We start from the raw sequence: 22,770 nt of genomic DNA, 5'->3' as shown, positions 1-22,770 counted from the left end.
GGCACCGGTCTTTCAGCGGGGCGTCAGCGTGCGGTCGCTCCAGTCCCACAGCGTCTCGACCCACACGTTCGGGACGTTGAGCCGGGGCGAGTAGGTCAGATGCCGGGCGCGGTAGGCGCGCAGCACGTCGTAGGTGGCGTCGAGGCAGTCACGTGAGGTGAGTTCGCCGGTCCGCGGGTCCAATCCGACGAGGAAGCCGCGGCCCTCGACGGTTCGGACCATGGCCCGGGCGGAGTTCACGTCCCCGGTCGAGGAGGCGACGCAGCGGTAACGGCTGTACGGGTGCGTGGACCTGCCCGGGTAGTGGGCGTCCCGGGACATGTCGCTGAGCATGCGGTCGTACGATCCCTGCGCGTGCCAGGCGCCGATGTCGCCGCCCGGCGGGGTGTACAGCTTGTTCGTGGGGTTCTCGACGGCGCCGTAGACCCACTGGTTCGTGCCGGTGATCCGGAAGCCCCAGCCGACGTGGCCGAACTTCTGCGCCCCGTCGGGCTTGACGAAGACGCAGGCGCCGCCGCCGCTGCCCGCCTGTCCGGCGCCCGCCATGTCGGTGAGCGCTTCGGCGGTGCTGGGCGTGACGTCCACCGTCGCCTTCGTCGCCGTGTGCCCGCAGCCGGTGATGCCGACGACCCCGGCGATCCCGGCGATCGCTCCGATCACGGCCGTGATGGCCCGCCCCCGGTGTCCCCCGATGTTCATGCCGTCCCCCCGTCGTACGAAGGGGCACCGATGCGGCAACCCCTGCCGAACGCGACACTTCCCGGGGTCACGGGGTTCCGCGTCTTGACAGAAGTCATCGGACTGGGAGCGTGTAAGTCTCGTCTCACCTGCATGAAAGCGCCCCCATGCGCCCCTCCGGAACGGGCACTCGGCCTTATTGTCTAAACGTCAAACGCCCTTAAGGAGCACTCATGACCGCGCCCGTCGTCCACTCGCTGCGCGAACAGATCCGCGAGCACATCGTGGAGGGGATCGTGAGCGGGCGCTGGAAGCCGGGCGAGCGCATCGTCGAGCGGCGGATCGCGACGGAGCTGGAGGTCAGCCAGACGCCGGTGCGGGAGGCGCTGCGTGAGCTGGAGTCGCTGCGGCTGATCGAGTCGGCGCCGAACAAGGGCGTACGGGTGCGGAACCTGACCGCGGCCGACCTGGAGGAGAGCTACCCGGTCCGGGCCGGTCTGGAGGCGATCGCGGCGGAGCTGGCGGCGGAGCGGCTGGCGGGGGACTGCTCGGCGCTGGAACCGCATGTCATGGCGCTGTACGAGGCCGACCGGGAGGCGGACGGCACGGCGCAGGTCCGGCACACGGTCGGCTTCCACCGGGAGATGGTCCGCGCGGCCGGCAACTCCGTGCTGCTGCACACCTGGGAGGGGCTCGGCATCGAGGTCTTCACCGCCCTGTCCATCCGGTGGCTGGGCACGGTGCAGCAGTCGTACGCGGAGGAGCACGAGGAGCTGGTGCAGGCGTTCCGGCGCCGGGATCCCCGTATCGCGGAGCTGGTGAAGGCGCATGTGCTGGGGTGTGCGCCCCGGCACGAAGGGGAGTAGGGCGGCATACCCAGGGGCGCGGGGAACTGCGCGACCAGCCGCACATCGCCCGCCCTCGGCCACGCACCCGTACCCCTACGGCGAGACCGCCCCCACCCGAGCACTCCCCCGCTCACCTGCGAAAACAAGCCCTCACCAAGGTCACCCGGTGCCACCGCCGGAGGCACCCCGTGCCTACTTTCTCGGAATCAAGAGGTTTTGCCCCTCAACCCTTTGATCGATCATCGATCAGGGAGTTACAGTCGCCGACGGGCCTCTACCGAGGCCCCAGCCCTGTCCTGCCAAAGACCTAGGGCGACCCCGAACCCTTACAGATGAGGGAACCCCCTTCGACTGAGGAAGGCGGCGACATGACCGACCCCCACGCCATCCAGCCGAGCGAGCTCGACCAGCTCCCCGACCGGGACCCCGAGGAGACCGCCGAATGGCAGGCCTCCCTGGACGCGGTCGCCAAGGCGGCGGGCCCGCATCGTGCCGCGTACCTGATGCGCCGCACGCTGGAGCGGGCGGAGGGGAACGGCATCGCGCTGCCGAAGCTCCTCGAGACCGACTACGTCAACACCATCCCCACCGCCGCGGAGCCGGGCCTGCCCGGCGACCCGGAGCTGGAGACCCGGATCACCGCGTGGAACCGCTGGAACGCGGCGGCCATGGTGACCCGCGGCAGCAAATACGGAGTCGGCGGCCACATCGCCACCTTCGCCTCCGCGGCCTGGCTCTACGAGACCGGCTTCAACCACTTCTTCAAGGGCAAGGAGGCGGACGGGTCGGGTGACCAGCTCTACATCCAGGGCCACGCCTCCCCCGGCATCTACGCCCGCGCCTTCCTCGACGGCCGGCTGAACGAGGACCACCTCGACAACTTCCGCCGTGAGTCGGGCGGCAACGGCCTCCCGTCGTACCCGCACCCCCGCCGCCTGCCCTGGCTCTGGGAGTTCCCGACCGTCTCCATGGGCCTCGGCCCGCTGTCGGCGATCTACCAGGCCCGCTTCAACCGCTATCTGACGGCGCGCGGCATCAAGGACGTCTCGCAGTCCCACGTCTGGGCCTTCCTCGGCGACGGCGAGATGGACGAGCCGGAGTCGACGGCGGCACTCGCACTCGCCTCCCGTGAGGGTCTCGACAACCTCACCTTCGTCATCAACTGCAACCTCCAGCGCCTCGACGGCCCGGTCCGCGCGAACTTCAAGATCGTGCAGGAGCTGGAGGCCCAGTTCCGCGGCGCCGGCTGGAACGTCGTCAAGACGCTGTGGGGCTCGGCCTGGGACGAGCTGTTCCAGCTCGACACCACGGGCGCGCTGGTGAGACGGCTGCGCGAGGTACCGGACGCGCAGGTCCAGACGTACCAGACCCGTGACGCCGCCTACATCCGCCAGGACTTCTTCGGGGCCGACCCCGCGCTCGTCGAGATGGCGAAGCTGCTGAGCGACGACAAGATCCTCGAGTGCTTCCACTTCTCCCGCGGTGGCCACGAGGCGCGCAAGGTCTACGCCGCCTACAAGGCCGCGGTCGAGTTCAAGGGCGCGCCGACGGTGATCCTGGCCCAGACGGTCAAGGGCAACACCCTCGGCGAGGGCTTCGCGTCGAAGAACGCCAACCACCAGATGAAGAAGCTGACGGTGGACGAGTTCAAGACGATGCGTGATCTTCTTGAACTGCCCATCTCCGACAGCCAGTTCGTCGACGGTGTGGTGCCTTACGGCCACCCGGGCGCCGACTCTCCCGAGGTGCGCTACCTCCAGGAGCGCCGTGCGGCCCTCGGCGGCCCCGCCCCCGCGCGCCGGGTGCACCCGCTGGCCCCGCTGCCCGCCCCCGCCGAGAAGGCCTTCGCCTCCTTCGACAAGGGCTCCGGCTCCCAGAACGTGGCCACCACCATGGCCTTCGTCCGCCTGATCAAGGACCTGGTCCGCGACAAGGAGACGGGCAAGCGCTGGGTGCCGATCGTGCCGGACGAGGCACGTACGTTCGGTATGGAGTCGCTGTTCCCCTCCCTCGGGATCTACTCCCCCAAGGGCCAGACGTACGAGCCGGTCGACCGGGACCAGCTCATGTACTACAAGGAGGCCAAGAACGGCCAGATCCTCAACGAGGGGATCACCGAGGCCGGTTCGATGGCCGACTTCATCGCCGCGTCGACCGCGTACTCCACGCACGGCGAAGCGATGATCCCGTTCTACATCTTCTACTCGATGTTCGGCTGGCAGCGCACGGCCGACCAGATGTGGCAGCTCGGCGACCAGCTGGGCCGCGGCTTCCTGGTGGGCGCGACGGCGGGCCGTACGACGCTGACGGGCGAGGGCCTCCAGCACGCGGACGGCCACTCGCCGGTCATCGCGGCGACGAACCCGGCCTCGCTGACGTACGACCCGGCGTTCGCGTACGAGGTCGCGACGATCGTCAAGGACGGTCTGCGCCGTATGTACGGCGAGGCGGCCCCGGGCGAGGACCCGAACGTCTTCTACTACCTGACGGTCTACAACGAGCCGCTCCCGCAGCCGGCGAAGCCCGCCGGGCTCGGCATCGACGAGGGCATCGTCAAGGGCCTGTACCGCTTCAACACGGCGGAGTCGGCGGGCGTGGAGGTGGCCGCCGCCAACGCCCCGCGCATCCAGCTCCTCGGCTCCGGAACGGCGATCCACTGGACGCTGAAGGCACAGCGGCTGCTGGCCGAGGAGTGGGGCGTGGCGGCCGACGTCTGGTCGGCGACGTCCTGGACGGAGCTGCGCCGCGACGCCCTGGAGGCGGACGCCGCTCTGCTCCGCGGCGAGGAGCGCGTCCCGTACGTCCGGCAGGCGCTGCACGGCGCCGAGGGCCCGGTCCTGGCCGTCTCCGACTACATGCGTCAGGTCCCGGACCAGATCGCGCAGTGGGTCGAGCAGGACTGGTCGTCGCTGGGCGCGGACGGCTTCGGCCTCTCCGACACCCGTGACGCGGCCCGTCGCCACTTCGGCGTGGACGCGGAGTCGATCGTCGTGGCGGCGCTGGCGCAGCTGGCGCGGCGCGGTGAGGTCAAGGCGACGTCGGTCAAGGAAGCGCGCGAGCGTTACGGGTTGTAGGTCGGCTGCGGGTCAGTGGGGGCTGGTCGCGCCCACGCGGCGGTAGCCGCAGATCCAGTACAGCCCCGCACCCCCAAAAGCAGGTCCGCTGAGGCGGGCCTGCTTTTTTAATGGACCTCATGCGTGCTGCCCGCCTCATCAAGATGGTCCTTCTCCTCCAGTCCCGGCCCTCCATGACCGCCGCCGAGCTCGCCGCGGAGCTGGAGGTGTCCGAGCGGACCGTCACCCGGGACGCACAGGCGCTGTCCGAGGCGGGCGTTCCGGTGTACGCGGAGCGGGGGCGGGCCGGCGGGTACCGGCTGATCGGCGGGTACCGGACCCGGCTGACGGGCCTGCATCGCGGTGAGGCGGAGGCACTGTTCCTGTCCGGGCTGCCGGGGGCGCTGCGCGAGATGGGCCTGGAGGACGCGGCCTCGGCGGCGCGTCTGAAGGTGTCGGCGGCGCTGCTGCCCTCCCTGCGGGACGCGTCGCGCTCGGCCGCCCAGCGGTTCCATCTGGACGCCCCCACCTGGTGGAACGAGCCGAAGACCCCCGAGCTGCTGCCCGCCGTCGCGGACGCGGTGTGGGACGACCGGCGGATCGTCGCCCGCTATCGCAAGGGCGAGGCGGAGACCGAGGTCGAGCGGGAGCTGGAGCCGTACGGGCTCGTGCTGAAGGCGGGGGTCTGGTATCTCTGCGCGCGCGTCCCGGAGGCCGGCGGCTCCTTCCGGGTGTACCGGATCGACCGGTTCACGGCGGTGGAGGCGGGCGAGGAACGGTTCTCGCGCACCGACGACTTCGATCTGCCGGCGTTCTGGGAGGAGCGGGCCGAGCAGTTCGCGCGGGCCATCCTGCGGGCGGAGGTGGTCGTACGGCTGTCTCCCGAAGGGGTGCGCCGGCTGCCGTACGCCGTCGATCGGGCGGCTGCCCGGGAGGCGCTGGCGGACGCCGGGGCGCCGGACGGGGACGGGTGGGTGGCCCTGACCCTCCCCGTGGAGTCCGAGGAGGTCGCGCACACCCAGCTGCTGGGGCTGGCGGCGGAGGTGGAGGTGCTGGCCCCGAAGAGCCTCCGGGCGCGCTTCGCCGAGGACGCGCTCCGCCTGGGCCGCCTGTACGGGACATAACAATCCGCCGCACTCCACGTGCGCCCCACCCGCGCAGGGCCGATGCTGGACCCGTGATGGACGAGACGGAGTTCTGGGAGCTGGTGGACGCCACCCGCGAGGCCGCCGAGGGCGACCCCGAGGAGCAGGCCGACCTGCTCGTCGACAGACTCCTCCAGCTGGACCCGGAGATGGTCCTCGACTTCGCCCGTCACTTCGAGGCCCGCTACAACCGGGCGTACACCTGGGACCTCTGGGGCGCCGCGTGGCTCCTGTTGGACGGCGCCAGCGACGACGCCTTCGACTTCTTCCGCTGCTGGCTGATCGGCCAGGGCCGTGAGGTGTACGAGGGTGCCGTGCACGCGCCCGACTCCCTGGCCGACCTCCTCGGTGACTTCGACGAGGAGATCGACGGCGACGGGGAGGAGTTGGGCTACGCCGCGGACGAGGCCTACGAGCAACTCACCGGCGCCGTCGCCCCCGACCTCGGCATCCCCCCGGCGCCGTCGGAGCCGGAGGGCACCCCGGTCGACTTCGAGAGCGACCAGGTGCTGGCGGAGCGGTATCCGAAGCTGTGGGAGCGGTTCAGGGGCTGACGCCCGTCACGCCGCGGCCCTGCGGCGGCTCGGGTCCGTCGGGATGTACGCCTGTGTCTGATCCGCCTTCAGCACCACGTGGTGCATCGGGGCCGCGTTGGCCTGGTCGAGCGCGGAGGCCGTGACGGCGGCCGGACCGAGGACGACGGCCGCGGCCGCGCAGAGCGCCGCCCAGGGGCCGCGGGACGTCTTGGTGCCGGTGTGACTGCTGTTCATGTTCCCCACCTCCAGTCAGTGCGTATGCGTTGACGGTAGGGGGGTTGGTTCGGGGTGATCCTTGAGTCGCCTACGAGGACCCTGTGAACAGGGTGGCGGACGGACCTGGTCATCGACATGGAAGGTTCACTTGTGGGCTCTTGACCGGTGGCGCGCTCCTCGGCGTACCGTGGCCGCCCCCGAACAGGAGCACCCTGCCCATGACCAGCCCGTACGTGCGGGAGATATCGCGCGAGGAGCATCTCGCCCACCTGCGGCGGCATCCCGACGTCAGTCATCTCCAGATCCCCGAGTGGGGCGATGTGAAGCCCGACTGGCAGGCCGAGAGCGTGGGGTGGTTCGACGGGGACGATGCGCTGGTCGCCGCCGCCCTGGTGCTGTACCGGCCGTTGCCCGGGACCCGGCGCTTTCTCGCCTACGTTCCCGACGGGCCCTCCGTCGACTGGCGCGGGCGCCTCGAACCCTGGCTCGATCCGCTCGTCGCGCATGTCGAGGAGCGCGGGGCGTTCTCCCTGCGGATCGGGCCACCGCTGGTCGTACGGCACTGGGAACCGGCCACCGTCGCGGCGGGCGTCGCCGACCCCGGCGTACGGCATCTGCGGGAGGTGCCCGCGGACGGGGTGGACGGGTTCGCGCTGGACGCCGGGGAGCGCTTGGCGCGGCTCGGGTGGCGGCGGTGCGCCGAGGAGGGGAACGGCTTCGGGCTGGGACAGCCCCGGTACGGGTGTCGGGTGCCGCTCGCCGGGCGGTCGGTGGACGCGTTGCGCGAGGGGCTCTCCCCGCACTGGGAGCAGGCCCTGCGGATCGCGGAGGACGCCGGGGTCCGGGTCGGCTGGGGTGGTGCCGCCGATCTGCCCGACTTCCATCGCCTGTACGCCTCCACCGCGGCCCACGACGGCTTCAAGGCCCGGCCGCCCGACTATTTCCGGCGGCTGTGGAAGGCGCTCAACGCCCTGGACGACGACCAGGTGCGGCTGTATCTCGCCGAGTACGACGGGGTGGTGCTGTCCGCCGCGCTGATGATCAACGTGGGGTCGAGGGGGTGGCACTCGTACGCCGCCTCCGGGCGTCAGGGGCGTCAGTTCCGGCCCAGCAGCGCGTTGTTGTGGCGGATGCTGGGCGACGCGCGGGCGGCGGGTGCCGAGACGTACGACCTGCGGTCCGTGACGCCGGTGCTGACGGAGGGCAAGTTGCTGGGACGGCTGCTCTTCAAGACCGGGGCCGGTGGGCGGGTCGTGGAGTACCTCGGGGAGTGGGAGCGGCCCGTGGGCAGCCAGGGGGCCGTGCTACAGCGTGCGGTGCGGGTCTACCTCGGGCGTCGGTGAGCGCGGCGGCATCCGGCCCTGGAGGCGGGCCGCCTCGTTCCTGATGGCGGGGAGTTCGGCCGTGAGGGCGGCGCCCGGGCAGCTGGTCATATAGCCCTCGTCGTGGCCCGCGACGGCCGGGAGGGTGGCGGTGGTGCCGGCGGCATAGCGGCTGTAGCTGTTGCTCGACAGGAGTTTCACCGTGCTCCGCGGGTCGACGGCCGCGAGGCCCAGTTTCCAGGCCGCGAGGGCCGCTATCGCGTGGGTCATCGCCGGCGGGACCTGGACGCCGGCCGTGAAGGTGCCGAGGGCCGCTATGCCGGAGGTGCGGTGGTTGAACCCCTGGGTGTGGGCGCCGGTGACCGGGCGGTCGACACCGCCCGCGCGGCCCTCGTAGATCGTGCCGCAGCGGTCGACCAGGAAGTTGTAGCCGATGTCGTCCCAGTCGCGGACGCCGGTCTGGCCGGCCGCGAGGTAGCGGATGATGCGGGGCGCGTCGGCGCAGTCGTAGCCGTTGGGCGAGTCGGTGTGGTGGATGAAGACGGCGACGACCTTGTCGTCGTAGCGCGCGGGGGGTGGGGTGCGGGCGGCGGAGTTCGCCTCGCCCGTTCCCGTCGCCCAGACCGAGCGCGGCACTATGTGCGGCCTCGGCGCCTGATGGAGGGTGGCCGGGCGGGCCGCGAGCGGATGGGCCGGGCGGGCCTCGGCCCGGCGTTCGACGCCGGTCGCGCACAGGATCAGGGCGACCACGGCCGCGAGGCCCGGCACACAGGCCAGCAGCAGCATGGCCCGGCCGGGTATTCGGACCGGGCGTCGTTTCCGCATCCCCCTGGTTCGTCGGACACGCATGGTCCTACTCTCGGCCGGATCGTCCGCGCCCGCGATGTGTGGTGTGCCACCCGGTGGAACCATCGTCCTGGTCCGGGGCGTTTCTCCGGATGCACGCTCGTCGTGCGCACGTGCGCGTGGCCGGTTCCGGACGGCACGCGCGGGTGCGTGCTGATCACTGGGACCGTCCCGCCCGTAATAAGGGGTCCGAGAGAAAGGCGGCTCCGTGGACCTGCTCGACATCGTGCTGGTGCTGGTCGTTCTGGCCTATGCGGTATCCGGCTACCGGCGCGGCCTCATGGCCGGCTGTGTCTCCTTCGCCGGGTTCGTGGGCGGCGCGGTCATCGGGGTGTGGGTGCTGCCCTGGATGATGGACCTGGTGACACCGGGCAGTACGTCGGCGACGGTGACCGCGGTGCTGACCGTGCTGGTCCCGGCCGTGGTGGGGCATGAACTGGCGGGGCGGCTGGCGCTGCGGCTGCGCCGGGAGCTGGACAAGGGGCCGCTGCGGGTCGCCGACGGGATCGGCGGGGCCGCGGCCAACTCGGTGGCCGTGCTGATCGTGGCGTGGGTGGCGGCGAGCGTGCTCGGCGCGTCCTCGTCGGCGCTGCTCACCTCGTCGATCCGGGACTCCCGGGTGCTGGGCGCGGTCCAGGACGCGATGCCGGACACCACGCCGACCTGGTTCTCCCGGGCCACGTCGGCGCTGACCGAGGCGGGTTTCCCGCAGGTCTTCAACCCGTTCGAGAACGAGTCGACGGCCCAGGTCGCCAAGCCCACCGGCGACAGCGTGACCAGGGCCGCCACGACCGCCGCCAAGGTGAGCACGGTGAAGATCGAGGGCGCCTCCGGCACCCAGGGCCGCGAGGGCAGCGGCTTCGTGTACGCGCGGGAGCACGTGATGACGAACGCGCACGTGGTGGCCGGCATCGACCGGCCGAGCGTCCGCGTCGGCGGGGTCGGGAGGTCGTACGAGGCACAGGTCGTGCTCTTCGATCCGGACAAGGACGTGGCCGTCCTGTACGTGCCGGGCCTTCAGGCCCCGGTGCTGAAGTTCGACGACCGCGCCTCGCGCGGCGACTCCGCCGTCGTCGCCGGCTATCCGCAGGACGGCGACCTCAACCTCCAGGCGGCCACCGTGGCCAACCGGGTCCACGCGAACGGGCAGAACATCTACGGCGACGAGCGGGTCACGCGCGAGATCTACTCGATCCGCTCCACGGTCCGGCCCGGCAACTCCGGCGGACCGCTGCTGACCACGGACGGCAGGGTGTACGGCGTGGTCTTCGCCCGGTCGACGTCCGACGACGAGACGGGGTACGTCCTGACCGCCGACGAGGTGGCCGCGGACGCCGAGCGGGCGGCGAAGGCGACGGCGCCGGTGGACACGGGTGAGCTGATCACCTCGTGACGCGCCTCAGCCTGCCGAACGCGTGCGCGCGTACGCCCGGGTGGCACACTTTGCCACTGCTGCGGAACCTGTCGTTCACCAGGAAACGGCGTACGCTCCCCCGGTGAGCACCAAGCCTCTGTCGCTGACCGAGCGCCGTAAGGCGGCGACCCAGCTGGACATCGCGCGGGCCGCCGCCGGGCTGTTCACGGAGCGTGGGCCGGACCGGACGACCGCGGAGGACATCGCCGAGCGGGCCGGGGTCGCGCTGCGCACCTTCTACCGGTACTTCCGCAGCAAACAGGACGCCGTGGCACCGCTGCTCGCCCATGGCGCGGACCGCCGGCGCGCGCTGCTGGCTGAGTCGGACCCGGGGGCGGGACTGGCGGACGCCCTGGAGCGGGCGGTCGAGGAGTCGCTGTCGGCGTCGGACGCGCACACGGCGGAGGGGCTGCGGCAGACCCGGGCGCTGCTGCGGGCGGCCGTGGCCGACCCTGCGCTGCGCGCCGTCTGGTACCGGGTGAACCAGGAGTCCGAGGAGAAGCTGGTCCCGGTGCTGGCCAGGCTGGCCGGGCCGGACGCCGATCCGCTGGGGGTACGGCTGACGGCCGCCGCGGTCACGGGCGCGATCCGGGTGGCACTGGAGGCGTGGGCCGCGACGGACGCCGACGTGACCGGGCCGGGCTCCCCGGCAGAGCTGGCCGTGCGCTGTGTGCGGGAACTCAGGGGCGGTATGCGCCTGTTGGCGGACTGACCCGGCCCTCGTACGGCCCAATGCCCTGGCCGGGCGCCGGCACCGGCGTACCCCTGGGCCCATGACACTGCCCGTCTTCTTCCTGATCTCCCTGCTGGTGGCGGGGGCCGTGCTCTTCCGCGTCGTGCGCAGGCGTCGCGCGGCCGCCGAGGCCGACCAGGTCAGAGACCTCGCCCCATGAACACGTCGTCGACGTACTCGCCGTCGAGCAGGAACTCCTCCGGCAGCACCCCTTCGACGACGAAGCCCTCCGACTCGTAGAGCCTGCGGGCCGGGGTGTTGTGGCCCAGGACCCGCAGGGTGAGCCGACGGGCGCCGCGCCGACGCGCCTCCTCCACGGCCGCGCGGACGAGCGCCCGGCCGACGCCACGGCCGCGGGCCTCCTCGGCCACGGCGAGGCCCTGGATCTGGCGGACGTGGGTGTTGCAGGCGAGCGACGTGGGAAAGGCGAGCCGGACGTAGCCGACGATGCGGCGGTCGAGTTCGGCGACCAGATGGTCGTCGGGGCTGTGGCGTTCGTCGAAGAACGGCCCGTAGGGCGGCTGCGGCCGGGGCATCACCGCGTGCAGCGGCGACCAGGTCGCGCGGTCGAGAAGGCCCAGCTCCTCGTCGTCGTCGGGCAGGGCGCAGCGTATGTACGGCTCGGACATGACCGCCACCCTACGGCGGCGGGGCCGCCCCGCGGCGACGGGTTTTCGGGTGCCCGGGGCGCAGAATGGGCGGCATGCAGCCTTCCCGAATCGCGGTGGCCGGTGCGTCCGGTCTCATCGGCAGTGCTCTGGTGCGGTCCCTGACGGCGGACGGTCATGAGGTGGTGCGGCTCGTCCGGCGGGCGCCACAAGGAGCGGACGAGGTCCGCTGGGACCCCGAGGCCGGGCGAGTGGACGCGGCCGGGCTCGCCGGCTGCGAGGTCGTGGTCAACCTCGCGGGTGCCGGGATCGGCGACCGGCGGTGGACGGAGGAGTACAAGGCCCGTATCCGGCGCAGCCGGGTGCTGGGCACGGCGACGCTGGCCCAGGCGATCGCCGCGATGGAGGAGCCGCCGCGGGTCTTCGTCAGTGGCAGTGCGATGGGCTATTACGGCGAGACCGGCGACCGGGTCGTGGACGAGAGCGCGCCCGCCGGGGACGGCTTCCTGCCCGAGCTGTGCGTGGAGTGGGAGGGCGCGGCGGCTCCGGCCCAGGAGGCGGGCGTGCGGACCGTGTTCACCCGGACCGGGCTGGTGGTGGCGCGCGGGGGCGGGGCGTGGGGACGGTTGTTCCCGTTGTTCAGGGCCGGGCTCGGGGGGCGGTTGGGTGACGGACGGCAGTACTGGTCGTTCATCGCGCTCCACGACGAGGTGGCCGCCATCCGGCATCTCATCGACACCGACGGCCTGTCCGGGCCGTTCAACCTCACCGCGCCGACCCCGCTCACCAATCGGGAGATCACCGAGGCGATGGGGCGCGTGCTGCACCGGCCGACGCTCTTCGCGGTGCCGGCGCCGGTGCTGCGGACGGTGCTCGGGGAGATGGCGGGGGACGTCCTCGGCAGTCAACGGGTGGTGCCCAAGCGGCTGTTGGAGTCGGGGTTCACCTTCGCGTTCCCGGAGATCGAGGGGGCGCTGAAAGCCGCCGTGTGACCGTATGCGACCGCTGTGCGACCGTGCCCTGTTCATGCGCGACTGTCCCTGACCGATCACGGCCTTAACCTCAAGCCGAACTCGGGTATCCCCGGAGGCGGTTGGGGGCATGACGTCTCCACCGGCCGCGCAACCTCGAGGAGGGGCACGTGCTTGAGCCCGCGTACCAGGCGGACGTCGTGATCGTGGGAGCCGGGGTCGCCGGGCTCTCCGCGGCACATCGACTGACCAGCGCAGGAGTGACGACCGCAGTCCTGGAGGCCGCCCACGGTGTGGGGGGCCGTATGTCGACGGAGAAGGTCGACGGCTTCCGGCTCGACCGCATCGGGCAGCTGCTGTCCACGGCGTATCCCGAACTGCGCCTGACACCAGGGCTCGACGGGTTGGTGCTGCGCCCCTTCGCGCCCGGTGTCCTGTTGCACAGCGACGGCCGCCACCATCGCGCGGGCGCCACCCCGGCGAACTCGGGGAACGCCGCGTGGAGCGTGACGCGGAGCGTGAGGAGTGCCCGGAGCACGAGGAGCACTAGGAGCACTAGGAGCGCGAGGGGCGCACTCCACGCCGTACGCGCCCTGGCGAGCGCCCCCCGTCCCGCGCCCCGTCCGACGCCCCGCCCGGCGCCCCGCCCGACCGCGGCCCCCCGAAGCGGCACCGCCCCGCTGGGCACCGCCGTCGACCAGGCCCGCCTCGGCGCCGCGCTCGCCCGGATCGCGGGCGCCCCTGTGGAGCGCCTCCTCGCCCGCCCCGAACTCCCCGCCGCCCAGGCCCTCGCGGCCCGCGGTCTGCCCGCCCGCACGATCGACGGGTTCCTGCGTCCGCTGCTCGCCGCCCTGCTGTGCGACCCGGAGCTGACGACGTCCAGCCGCTGCGCGGACCTCGCGCTGCGGGCCTTCGCGGGCGGCCTGCTGAGTGTGCCGGAGGGCGGGGCCGAGGTCCTGCCGGAGTTGCTGGCCCGCTCCCTGCCGCCGGGGACGGTGCACACCGGGGTCCGGGTCACCTCGGTCTCGACGAACACGGTGACCACCGCCGAGCACGGCGAGTTCCGCTGTCGTGCGGTCCTCCTGGCGACCGACGCCCGCGCCGCGGCCGAGCTGCTGCCGGGCCTGCGCGTACCCGACTTCCACCCGGTGACGGTGGTTCACCACACCACGGACGAACCGCCGGAGACCGGGACCGCGCTGCTGCTCGACGCGGACCGCGGCGGCCCCGTGGCCCACACGGCGGTGGTGAGCCGCGTGGACCCGAGCCGCGCCCCCGCGGGCCGCGCCCTGATCTCCTCGACGGTCCTCGGCCCGCCCCCGCCGGACGTCGAGACCGCCGTCCGCATGCACCTCGCCCGCCTCTACGGCACGTCGACGTCCCGCTGGGAGACCCTCGCCGTCCACCACACCGCGGAAGCGGTCCCCACCATGCGGGCCCCCCATGACCTACGCCGCCCGGTACGCCTCCTGGCGGGCCTGTACGTATGCGGCGACCACCGGGACACGAGCACGGTCCAGGGGGCGCTGCACTCGGCGCACAGGGCGACGACGGCACTGCTGTCGGACCTGGGCGCGAGGGGTTCGATGCATCGGGCGGACCCGCTTCCCGCGACGCGGGCCGCCTAGAGGTACCCAGGGGCGCGGGGAACTGCGCGACCAGCCACGACGCACCCGCACCCGACTACCCCAACGCCGCCACCTTGTCCCGATACCCCCGCACCGGCGCCGCGTCCTTGTACGGCTCCAACCTCCGCTCGAAGTCCCTCACGTACTCGATCGCCCGCACCGACCGCATCTCAGCAGCGGCACCCGCGGCCTCCGCACCCAGCGAGCAGGCCTGATCGAGTTCACCGAGGCCCAGTCGGGCGGAGGCGAGCACCACCCGGCAGAAGAGCCGACTGCGGGCGTACGCCGGCGCCCGCAGCTGCAACGACCGCTCGGCATGCTGCGCCGCCGCGCGGAACTGCTGAAGGTCCCGGTGCGCGTGCCCGAACTCGTCGGCGAGCTGCGCCTCGTCGAAGAAGCGGGCCCAGTACGGGACCTCGTCACCGGGCCGGGCCGCCTCCAGGGCGCGCTCGGCGCGGACCAGCGCCCCCGTGCAGTTGCGCACCTCGCCGAGCACCCCGTGCCCGCGCGCCTCGACGGAGTGCAGCAACGCCTGCACGACCGGCGGGGCATTGGTCCCGAGCCCCTGCTGGGCGACCCGCGCCAGCTGCACCGCCTCGCGCCCGTGCCCGAGATAGACCGCCTGCCGGCTCATCGTGATCAGCACGAAGGACCCGTAGGCCCGGTCCGCCGCCGCCTGCGCGAGCCGCAGCGACTGCACGAAGTACCGCTGCGCGAGCCCGTGCGCCGCGATGTCGTATGACGTCCAGCCCGCGAGCCGGGTCAGGTCGGCCGCGGCGGCGAACAGCCGGCGGCCGACCTGCTCGCCGTAGGTACCGCGCAGCATCGGCTCGCACTCGTGCTCCAGATAGCGCACGAGGGCCTGGCGGGCGTGCCCGCCGCCGTACATGTCGTCGAGGGAGCGGAACAGTTCACCGACCGAGCGGAGCGCTGCGATGTCGCCGCCGGTGACCTTCTGGCCGGGCCCGCGCTCGGCACCGCGCTGCCGGGGCACCACCGGGCGGCCCTGGGCGGGGACGCGCAGCGGGGGCTCGCCACGGGCGACCTTGTCGTCGGCCCGGCCGATGAGCCAGTCGCGGCTGGGGACGACGAGGCCGGCCGGGGTGAAGGCGATCTTCCGCAGTTCGGCGTGGCTTCCGGAGTCCTTGCGCCACAGCCCGCCGACGATGTCGACGGCCTCCTCGGGGCTGGCCGCGAACTCCAGGCCCGCGTAGACGGGCGCGCAGGCGTCGAGCCCGAGATCCTGGGCGCTCAGGCGCCGGCCGAGACGGCGGGTGAAGACCTCGGCGATGAGGGCCGGAGTGGTGCCGCGGGGCTGCTGGCCGCGCAGCCACCGGGTGACGGATGTCTTGTCGTATCTCAGATCAAGCCCGTGTTCGAGTCCGAGTTGGTCCACTCGACGGGCGAGTCCCGCGTTGGAGAACCCCGCTTCTGCGATGAGCGCGGCGAGCTGGCGGTTGGGAGTGCGCTGCGCGGGTCGTTCCGTCATCTGCGGTGGTGTCTCCTGCCCGGATTGCCTGTGAGCAGCCCTTATGGCCTCTATAGGACGGCGTGAATGTAGCGGAGAGTGAGCAGACGATCGCACACTTCGCCGTTCGTTCATCCGATCGTGTGAGGATTGACCGCACGGCTGACGCGTGACGGCGAGTCGTACAGTGGCGTAGGCACAGTTCGTGCCTTACGACTCTCCAGGGAGGCGCTTGCCGTGAGCGAGCTGCGGTTCGTCCGGATGGGATTCGGTGCGGAGTCCGTCGAGTACCAGGAGGCGTGGGACGAGCAGCGCCGGGTGCACGCGGCGCGGTTCACCGACGAGGTCCCCGACACCGTGCTGCTGCTCGAACACCCGCCCGTGTACACGGCCGGCCGGCGCACCGCCGACAGCGAGCGGCCGCTCGACGGCACCCCGGTCGTCGACGTGGACCGCGGCGGCAAGATCACCTGGCACGGCCCTGGGCAGCTGGTGGGCTACCCGATCCAGAAGCTGCCGCGTCCGGTGGACGTCGTGGCGCATGTACGACGCCTTGAGGAGGCGCTGATCCGCGCGTGCGCGGAGTTCGGCGTGGAGACCAGCCGGGTCGAGGGCCGCAGCGGGGTGTGGGTGCTCGGCGATCCGGTCGAGCAGCGCCCTTCCCTCGGTGGCCTGTCGCTGGACTTCGACCCTCGTCTGACCGACGAGGAGTTCGACCCGCGTATGAACGGGCCCGAGTACGCCCCGTCCAACGCGGGGCAGCGGCGCGAGGACCGGAAGATCGCGGCGATCGGCATCCGGGTCGCCAAGGGCGTCACCATGCACGGCTTCGCGTTGAACGTGAACCCTGACAACCGGTGGTTCGACCGGATCATCCCGTGCGGGATCCGGGATGCGGGGGTGGCTTCGCTGGCGGGTGAACTCGGCAGGGACATCACGATCGACGAAGTGCTGCCGGTGGTGGAACGGCATCTGAAGGACGTACTGGAGAACGCCGATCCGAAGCCTCGGGAGATCGAGAAGGCGACGGCCTGAGGCCGGGAATCAGTCCTGAAGCGCCCTGGTTGGCCTGACAGCAGGGCTTGGTAAACACGGGCGTACCCTGGTGTACGCCGAAGAATCGAAGCTACAGGGAGCCGATGTGTCCGCAGTCACACCCGACGGACGCAAGATGCTGCGCCTGGAGGTCCGGAACGCCCAGACCCCCATCGAGCGCAAGCCCGAGTGGATCAAGACACGGGCGAAAATGGGTCCCGAGTACACCGCGATGCAGAAGCTCGTGAAGAGCGAGGGACTGCACACGGTCTGCCAGGAAGCCGGCTGTCCCAACATCTACGAGTGCTGGGAGGACCGCGAGGCGACCTTCCTCATCGGCGGCGACCAGTGCACCCGGCGCTGCGACTTCTGCCAGATCGACACCGGCAAGCCCGAGGCGCTGGACCGCGACGAGCCGCGCCGCGTGGGTGAGTCCGTGGTCACCATGGACCTCAACTACGCCACCATCACCGGCGTCGCCCGCGACGACCTGGAGGACGGCGGGGCCTGGCTGTACGCCGAGACCGTGCGCCAGATCCACCAGCAGACCGCGGAGCGCGAGGGCGGCCACACCAAGGTGGAGCTGCTCGCCCCCGACTTCAACGCCGTACCGGAGCTGCTCCAGCAGGTCTTCGAGTCCCGGCCCGAGGTCTTCGCGCACAACGTCGAGACGGTGCCCCGGATCTTCAAGCGCATCCGCCCCGGCTTCCGCTACGAGCGCTCCCTGAAGGTCATCACCGAGGCCCGTGACTTCGGCCTGGTGACCAAGTCCAACCTGATCCTCGGCATGGGCGAGACCCGTGAGGAGGTCAGCGAGGCGCTCCAGCAGCTGCACGACGCGGGCTGCGAGCTCGTCACGATCACCCAGTACCTGCGGCCCTCCGTCCGGCACCACCCCGTGGAGCGCTGGGTCAAGCCGCACGAGTTCGTGGAGCTGAAGGAGGAGGCCGACCAGATCGGCTTCTCCGGCGTGATGTCCGGCCCGCTGGTGCGGTCCTCGTACCGTGCCGGGCGGCTCTACCAGATGGCCGTCGAGAAGCGTGGGGCGTATGTCGCCTCGCAGGCGGTCTGAGACGCGCCGGAGAACGACTGGATGGCACTGCGTGCCATTCGGCGCGTGTGAATCCGAGCACAAGCAACTACCGCCCGGTAGTGGCCAATTGGCGCGGCCCTGGGCGTCCCCGCAGCTGGGGGCACCGTCAGGGCCGCGTCGGTGTTTTCGGGCCGCATATCAAGGCTTCATTGGTGTTTGACCGGTCGGTCACGCCCTGGTAACACCATTCAGTGACCCTGGTTGTACAGCCAGTGCACCACTCACCAGAGCCGTTATCCCTGAGGGGGGACCTCCATCATGCAGGCCGCGCCCGTTCGCGCCACCGCCATCCCGTCGTTCACCGATGCACTGCGTGCCGTCGAGTCGCTGCTCATGAGCAGCGGCCAGCGCACCGCCCGCCGCAACGCCTGGACGTCCGTCCTGGAGGACCGCCGGCGCGCCAAGGACCGGGTCGAGGCCCAGCAGGTTCTGGAGAAGGCGATCGGCGCCCGCCTCTGAGCGCCTCCGCCGTCGTCCCCGCTCCGGACGCCACGTAGACTTCGTGGCATGGCGAGAAGTGACAGCGCGGCGGATGCCGCAAACCCCGGGCGTCTGAAGCAGATCGCCCTGACGTACAAGATGACCCGCAGGGCCGACAAGACGATCGGCCTGGTGCTCGCGGGTGTCTTCCTCCTCATCCTCGGTGTCTTTCTCGCGTTCGGTTTCCTGATCGGTCACCCGGTCTACCTCGGCATCCTGGGCCTCCTGCTCGCCTTCCTCGGAACGGCGATCGTGTTCGGGCGCCGTGCGGAGCGGGCCGCCTTCGGGCAGATGGAGGGACAGCCGGGCGCCGCCGCGGCCGTGCTCGACAACATCGGCCGGGGCTGGACGACGACCCCCGCGGTGGCGATGAACCGCAGCCAGGACGTGGTGCACCGGGCCGTCGGCAAGGCCGGCATCGTCCTGGTCGCCGAGGGCAACCCGAACCGGGTGAAGACCCTGCTGGCCGCCGAGAAGAAGAAGATGAACCGCATCGTCGCGGACGTCCCGGTGCACGACCTGATCGTGGGCACGGGCGAGGGCCAGATCCCGCTGAAGAAGCTGCGGACCTCGATGCTGAAGCTGCCGCGCGTGCTGACCGGCCCCCAGGTGACCGCGACCAACGACCGGCTGCGGGCGATGGGCGACCTGATGAGCAACATGCCGCTGCCGAAGGGCCCCATGCCGAAGGGCATGAAGCTGCCGAAGGGCGGCCCCAAGGCTCGCTGAGTCAGCTTCCACGACGAGAGGGGCGCCCGGAGATCACTCCGGGCGCCCCTCTCGTCGTAGGTCGTACGCGTCTCAGATCCGTACCTCGACCGTGCGGGCCAGCCGGTCGTGCAGGCCACGGCCGTCGCGGTCCCAGATCAGGGCCGGGACGGCGAGGCAGAGCAGCAGCGTGCGCAGCAGGGCGCGCAGCGGCTTGACCTGGCCGGTGGCGAGGTCGACGACCCGGAGGCGGAAGAGGCGCTTGCCCGGGGAGAAGCCGAGGGTGCCGACCGTGAGGACGCTCATCACGAAGAAGACCAGGAGGGCCCAGTTGCCCGTCGCCTGGTCGTAGCCGTGCGTGATCAACTGGGATGCAATCAGCATGCTCATCCCCCAGTCCACGACCAGCGCCCCGAGGCGTCGTCCCGGGCGGGCGATGGAGCCCGGCCCCTCCTCGGGCAGCCCCAGCTGCTGACCCCGGTATCCGAAGTCCACACCGGCTTCCTCGGCGGCCGCGCGGGGGCCGGAGAGCCACGATCCGATTGCTTCCCTCTTGTCCACGCGTCCACGGTACTGCCCGCGTTTCGCGATACGGACAGGTGGGGTGGATCGGAAGGTGTCCGGTTAACTTGTGCGAAACAAATGGGTCACGCCTGAGAAATCACCCGTCCCTAGGGTCGGGAACAGCGTGTGCCACCGCACTGGCCGCACGAACGAACTACCACCCCGGCACGGAACCGTCGGGAGTAGGAGGAGCTGGATGTTCCAGAACGCCGACGAGGCCAAGAAGTTCATCGCGGACGAGGACGTCAAGTTCGTCGACGTCCGCTTCTGCGACCTGCCGGGCGTGATGCAGCACTTCACGATCCCGGCCGAGGCCTTCGACCCGGCCGAGGAGCTCGCCTTCGACGGCTCCTCGATCCGCGGCTTCCAGGCCATCCACGAGTCCGACATGGCGCTCCGCGCCGACCTGTCCACCGCGCGCGTCGACCCGTTCCGCCGCGACAAGACGGTCAACATCAACTTCTTCATCCACGACCCGATCACGGGCGAGCAGTACTCCCGTGACCCGCGCAACGTGGCGAAGAAGGCCGAGGCCTACCTCGCCTCGACCGGTATCGCGGACACCGCGTACTTCGGCCCCGAGGCCGAGTTCTACGTCTTCGACTCCGTGCGCTTCGCGACCGGTGCGAACGAGAGCTTCTACCACATCGACTCCGAGGCCGGCGCCTGGAACACCGGTGCGGTCGAGAACAACCGTGGTTACAAGGTCCGCTACAAGGGCGGCTACTTCCCGACCCCGCCGGTCGACCACTTCGCCGACCTGCGTGCCGAGATCTCGCTGGAGCTGGCCAAGTCCGGCCTCCAGGTCGAGCGCCAGCACCACGAGGTGGGCACCGCCGGCCAGGCCGAGATCAACTACAAGTTCAACACGCTGCTCGCCGCGGCCGACGACCTCCAGCTCTTCAAGTACATCGTGAAGAACGTGGCCTGGCGCAACGGCAAGACCGCGACCTTCATGCCGAAGCCGATCTTCGGTGACAACGGCTCGGGCATGCACGTCCACCAGTCGCTGTGGAGCAACGGCGACCCGCTGTTCTACGACGAGGCCGGCTACGCGGGTCTGTCGGACACCGCCCGCTACTACATCGGCGGCATCCTCAAGCACGCCCCGTCGCTGCTCGCCTTCACCAACCCGACGGTGAACTCGTACCACCGTCTGGTGCCGGGCTTCGAGGCGCCGATCAACCTGGTGTACTCACAGCGCAACCGCTCCGCGGCCATGCGTATCCCGATCACGGGCTCCAACCCGAAGGCCAAGCGCGTCGAGTTCCGTGCGCCCGACTCCTCCGGCAACCCGTACCTCGCCTTCTCGGCGCTGCTGCTGGCGGGCCTGGACGGCATCAAGAACAAGATCGAGCCGGCCGAGCCGATCGACAAGGACCTCTACGAGCTGGCTCCCGAGGAGCACGCGAGCGTCGCCCAGGTCCCGACGTCCCTCCCGGCCGTCCTCGACTCCCTGGAGCGCGACCACGAGTTCCTGCTCGCCGGTGACGTCTTCACGTCCGACCTGATCGAGACGTGGATCGACTTCAAGCGCGCGAACGAGATCGCTCCGCTCCAGCTGCGTCCGCACCCGCACGAGTTCGAGCTCTACTTCGACGTGTGATATCACCCCAGGTCAGAGCGGGTTTCCGCTCCCCTGGGCCGCGTGTGGGCCGTCGGCCGTGTTCTTCCTCGCCGGAAGGGCACGGCCGACGGCCTGTTTCGGGCCCGGGGCCTACAACCGGGCCATCGCTCAGGTCACCGCATCGGCTTCGCCGGGCCAGCGTCCGCACCCGGTGCGCCGAACGCGGCATCAATGGCTCTGCGGGCGCGGTCCTGGCTGTTCGGCATGAGGTGCGTGTACGTCCGGAGCGTGAATCCCGGGTCGGAGTGACCGAGGTACTCGGCGAGGGCCTTGACGTTCTCCCCCGAGTCCAGCAGCACCGACGCGTAGTAGTGCCGCAACGCGTGCATGCCGTGCTCACGCGACGGAGTGAACCGCTCCCCCGGCTCCCTCTCTGGGATGACGCCGGCAGCAATCAGGGCGGGCTTCCACAGGTACATGTTGAAGTAGTTCCTGTTAAGCGCCTTGCGCTCTCGCGAGTAGAACAGCAGCTTCGCTGTGACCGGCGGCCCGTCCGGTGTCTTCCACGGCAACGTGACGTCGATGGGTGGCCGGCGAGTGATGTGCGCGGCAAGCGCATCCGACACCACGTCGGGCAGCGGAACGTCTCGCAGCTTGCCGCCCTTGGGCGGGGCGAACACCATATGCGGGCCGACCAGCTTGACCTGTCGCACGACGTGCACCACTCCCCCGACGAAGTCGACTTCGTCGACGGCCAGCCCGAAAATCTCGCCTTGCCGCAAACCGCACCCGGCGCCCACGTCGACGGCCGTCGCGTACTGGCTCGGAAGTCCACCCCGGACCGCAACCACCCGTTCCCTGGTCCACGGCTTGATCTTCTGTCGGTCAAGCTTGGGTGCCCGGACGGAGCCTGCGCGACAGGGATTCCGGGTCAGAATGCCGTCGTCCACGGCAGCGCCGAACACAGCGGAGACGTTGGCGAAGACCGTCCGCTGATACGACGACGCCATGCCGGAGTCTGCGAGCGCTCGTGCCCATGTGCGGATGTGGGTGGGTTGGAACGCGCTCAGGGAGCGAGAACCGATGTAGGGAAATGCGTGCAGCCGAAACCTCAGCTCCATGTTCACGATGGTGGAAGGGTCCGTGGTCTGGGATGCCAACCACTGAGTGGCGAACTCCCTGAACGTCTCCTTGCCAGCCGACGGGTCGATGTACTGGCCTCGGGCCATGTCAGCCGCGATCTGCGTCAGCCACGCCTCTGCCAGTCGCTTCTGCTTGTCCGGGAAGGACTTGCTGCGCTCACTTCCATCCGGAGCGACGTAGCGGGCCCGGTAGCGCAAGCCCGTCCCGTAGCGGTCGGTCTTCGTCCTGATCGTCTTGCCGTTCGGCGCCGTCTCAGTCTTGTACCAACGGTCTTGGATGTGGCCGGCCATACAGCGGCGGTCCTCTCGACATGCAGCAGGGAGAGCCACCCGTGGCGGCTCTCCCTGCTATCTGGGGGCTGGTTGGCTACGCGGCGCTCTGACAGGCGCTCTTGCGCTGGCTGACGTAGGCGCGCACGTCGGCCGGGTCGTAGCGGACGTGTTTCCCGACCCGGAAGCCGGGCGGTCCGGTGCGCTTCCTGCGCCACTGGTAGACGGTTTCGAGCGGCACGCCAAACATGTCGGCAATGTCGTCGGGGGTGAGGTACCGGTCCGGGAGACCGCCTCGGAGAGTGGCGCGGGGATCCGGGTCTATCGGCTTTGCCATAGGAGGCTCCAAGCGGAGAGAGCAGGGCGCATGTGTCCGAGGTTCGGATTTCTGCGTCACCGCGTCACCTGCGTCATTCAGGTCGCTGACCTGCGGTTATCGGTGACG

The 22,770-nt window shown here is 70.8% G+C and carries 22 protein-coding genes; 14 read left to right on the top strand and 8 right to left on the bottom strand.

The window, feature by feature from the left end; translation table 11 throughout:
* Positions 1 to 12: 12 nt before the first annotated feature.
* The gene (locus ACIHIX_RS40875; RefSeq protein WP_399965609.1) at positions 13 to 699 is read right to left on the bottom strand and encodes a hypothetical protein; all 687 of its coding nucleotides are present in this window, start codon (positions 697 to 699) and stop codon (positions 13 to 15) included.
* Between the two features lie 212 nt (positions 700 to 911).
* Between ACIHIX_RS40875 and ACIHIX_RS40870 the strand changes: the two genes are divergently transcribed.
* The 4 genes from ACIHIX_RS40870 to ACIHIX_RS40855 all read left to right on the top strand — a co-directional run bounded on the left by ACIHIX_RS40870 (position 912) and on the right by ACIHIX_RS40855 (position 6,278).
* Positions 912 to 1,544 carry a GntR family transcriptional regulator gene (locus tag ACIHIX_RS40870; RefSeq protein ID WP_399965607.1) on the top strand — a complete coding sequence of 211 codons (633 nt, stop codon included), beginning with the start codon at positions 912 to 914 and terminating at the stop codon, positions 1,542 to 1,544.
* A 350-nt stretch (positions 1,545 to 1,894) separates the two neighbouring features.
* Positions 1,895 to 4,600, top strand: a complete 2,706-nt coding sequence (aceE, locus tag ACIHIX_RS40865; RefSeq protein WP_399965604.1) for a pyruvate dehydrogenase (acetyl-transferring), homodimeric type — start codon at positions 1,895 to 1,897, stop codon at positions 4,598 to 4,600.
* Positions 4,601 to 4,719: 119 nt separating this feature from the next.
* On the top strand, positions 4,720 to 5,703 hold the full coding sequence (locus ACIHIX_RS40860) for a helix-turn-helix transcriptional regulator (RefSeq protein WP_399965602.1): 984 nt from the start codon (positions 4,720 to 4,722) through the stop codon (positions 5,701 to 5,703).
* 56 nt (positions 5,704 to 5,759) lie between these two features.
* On the top strand, positions 5,760 to 6,278 hold the full coding sequence (locus tag ACIHIX_RS40855; RefSeq protein WP_399965651.1) for a DUF4240 domain-containing protein: 519 nt from the start codon (positions 5,760 to 5,762) through the stop codon (positions 6,276 to 6,278).
* Between the two features lie 6 nt (positions 6,279 to 6,284).
* On the opposite strand, the gene ACIHIX_RS40850 is transcribed toward ACIHIX_RS40855, so the two are convergent.
* Complete coding sequence (locus tag ACIHIX_RS40850; protein WP_399965601.1) at positions 6,285 to 6,494, bottom strand: hypothetical protein; 210 nt, start codon at positions 6,492 to 6,494, stop codon at positions 6,285 to 6,287.
* Between the two features lie 200 nt (positions 6,495 to 6,694).
* Between ACIHIX_RS40850 and ACIHIX_RS40845 the strand changes: the two genes are divergently transcribed.
* Complete coding sequence (locus ACIHIX_RS40845; protein WP_399965599.1) at positions 6,695 to 7,819, top strand: lipid II:glycine glycyltransferase FemX; 1,125 nt, start codon at positions 6,695 to 6,697, stop codon at positions 7,817 to 7,819.
* Here the strand turns inward: ACIHIX_RS40845 and ACIHIX_RS40840 are convergent.
* A complete protein-coding gene (locus tag ACIHIX_RS40840; RefSeq protein ID WP_399965597.1) occupies positions 7,781 to 8,647 on the bottom strand; it encodes a peptidoglycan recognition protein in 867 nt (288 codons plus the stop codon). The genes ACIHIX_RS40845 and ACIHIX_RS40840 overlap by 39 nt on opposite strands.
* 205 nt (positions 8,648 to 8,852) lie before the next feature.
* Here ACIHIX_RS40840 and ACIHIX_RS40835 point away from each other — a divergent pair, with 205 nt between their 5' ends.
* Both ACIHIX_RS40835 and ACIHIX_RS40830 read left to right on the top strand, forming a co-directional pair.
* Positions 8,853 to 10,037: a MarP family serine protease gene (locus ACIHIX_RS40835; RefSeq protein ID WP_399965595.1), complete on the top strand. Its 1,185-nt coding sequence runs from the start codon at positions 8,853 to 8,855 to the stop codon at positions 10,035 to 10,037.
* Positions 10,038 to 10,140: 103 nt separating this feature from the next.
* Positions 10,141 to 10,770 carry a TetR family transcriptional regulator gene (locus tag ACIHIX_RS40830; protein ID WP_399965593.1) on the top strand — a complete coding sequence of 210 codons (630 nt, stop codon included), beginning with the start codon at positions 10,141 to 10,143 and terminating at the stop codon, positions 10,768 to 10,770.
* A 161-nt stretch (positions 10,771 to 10,931) separates the two neighbouring features.
* Here ACIHIX_RS40830 and ACIHIX_RS40825 read toward each other — a convergent pair whose 3' ends face one another.
* Positions 10,932 to 11,420: a GNAT family N-acetyltransferase gene (locus ACIHIX_RS40825; protein WP_399965592.1), complete on the bottom strand. Its 489-nt coding sequence runs from the start codon at positions 11,418 to 11,420 to the stop codon at positions 10,932 to 10,934.
* A gap of 74 nt (positions 11,421 to 11,494) precedes the next feature.
* On the opposite strand from ACIHIX_RS40825, the gene ACIHIX_RS40820 reads away from it, so the two are divergent.
* Positions 11,495 to 12,391, top strand: coding sequence for a TIGR01777 family oxidoreductase (locus tag ACIHIX_RS40820; RefSeq protein WP_399965590.1), 897 nt, complete (start codon positions 11,495 to 11,497; stop codon positions 12,389 to 12,391).
* A 149-nt stretch (positions 12,392 to 12,540) separates the two neighbouring features.
* Positions 12,541 to 13,998 (top strand): NAD(P)/FAD-dependent oxidoreductase, encoded by a 1,458-nt coding sequence (locus ACIHIX_RS40815; protein WP_399965588.1) that lies wholly within the window; start codon positions 12,541 to 12,543, stop codon positions 13,996 to 13,998.
* A 55-nt stretch (positions 13,999 to 14,053) separates the two neighbouring features.
* Here ACIHIX_RS40815 and ACIHIX_RS40810 read toward each other — a convergent pair whose 3' ends face one another.
* Positions 14,054 to 15,487: a regulator gene (locus ACIHIX_RS40810; protein WP_399965586.1), complete on the bottom strand. Its 1,434-nt coding sequence runs from the start codon at positions 15,485 to 15,487 to the stop codon at positions 14,054 to 14,056.
* A gap of 129 nt (positions 15,488 to 15,616) precedes the next feature.
* Here ACIHIX_RS40810 and lipB point away from each other — a divergent pair, with 129 nt between their 5' ends.
* From lipB to ACIHIX_RS40790, 4 genes are all read left to right on the top strand, one after another.
* Positions 15,617 to 16,501: a lipoyl(octanoyl) transferase LipB gene (gene lipB / locus ACIHIX_RS40805; protein ID WP_399965584.1), complete on the top strand. Its 885-nt coding sequence runs from the start codon at positions 15,617 to 15,619 to the stop codon at positions 16,499 to 16,501.
* Positions 16,502 to 16,607: 106 nt separating this feature from the next.
* Positions 16,608 to 17,573, top strand: a complete 966-nt coding sequence (gene lipA, locus ACIHIX_RS40800; RefSeq protein WP_399965582.1) for a lipoyl synthase — start codon at positions 16,608 to 16,610, stop codon at positions 17,571 to 17,573.
* Between the two features lie 279 nt (positions 17,574 to 17,852).
* Entirely contained in the window at positions 17,853 to 18,053 is a 201-nt protein-coding gene (locus ACIHIX_RS40795) for a hypothetical protein (RefSeq protein WP_329339949.1), read from the top strand.
* A gap of 48 nt (positions 18,054 to 18,101) precedes the next feature.
* Entirely contained in the window at positions 18,102 to 18,803 is a 702-nt protein-coding gene (locus ACIHIX_RS40790) for a DUF4191 domain-containing protein (RefSeq protein ID WP_399965580.1), read from the top strand.
* 72 nt (positions 18,804 to 18,875) lie between these two features.
* On the opposite strand, the gene ACIHIX_RS40785 is transcribed toward ACIHIX_RS40790, so the two are convergent.
* Positions 18,876 to 19,343, bottom strand: coding sequence for an RDD family protein (locus ACIHIX_RS40785; protein WP_329339947.1), 468 nt, complete (start codon positions 19,341 to 19,343; stop codon positions 18,876 to 18,878).
* A gap of 199 nt (positions 19,344 to 19,542) precedes the next feature.
* Here ACIHIX_RS40785 and glnA point away from each other — a divergent pair, with 199 nt between their 5' ends.
* The gene (glnA, locus tag ACIHIX_RS40780; protein ID WP_399965578.1) at positions 19,543 to 20,952 is read left to right on the top strand and encodes a type I glutamate--ammonia ligase; all 1,410 of its coding nucleotides are present in this window, start codon (positions 19,543 to 19,545) and stop codon (positions 20,950 to 20,952) included.
* Positions 20,953 to 21,086: 134 nt separating this feature from the next.
* On the opposite strand, the gene ACIHIX_RS40775 is transcribed toward glnA, so the two are convergent.
* Both ACIHIX_RS40775 and ACIHIX_RS40770 read right to left on the bottom strand, forming a co-directional pair.
* Positions 21,087 to 22,346 (bottom strand): tyrosine-type recombinase/integrase, encoded by a 1,260-nt coding sequence (locus ACIHIX_RS40775; RefSeq protein ID WP_399965576.1) that lies wholly within the window; start codon positions 22,344 to 22,346, stop codon positions 21,087 to 21,089.
* A 76-nt stretch (positions 22,347 to 22,422) separates the two neighbouring features.
* Entirely contained in the window at positions 22,423 to 22,662 is a 240-nt protein-coding gene (locus tag ACIHIX_RS40770; protein ID WP_399965574.1) for a helix-turn-helix domain-containing protein, read from the bottom strand.
* Positions 22,663 to 22,770 lie beyond the last annotated feature (108 nt).

Origin of the sequence: Streptomyces sp. NPDC051913 (assembly GCF_044593635.1) — a bacterium.
Lineage (GTDB): Bacteria > Actinomycetota > Actinomycetes > Streptomycetales > Streptomycetaceae > Streptomyces.
Note: the sequence above shows the minus strand (reverse complement) of the source record. Positions and strands in the feature narration are given on the sequence as shown.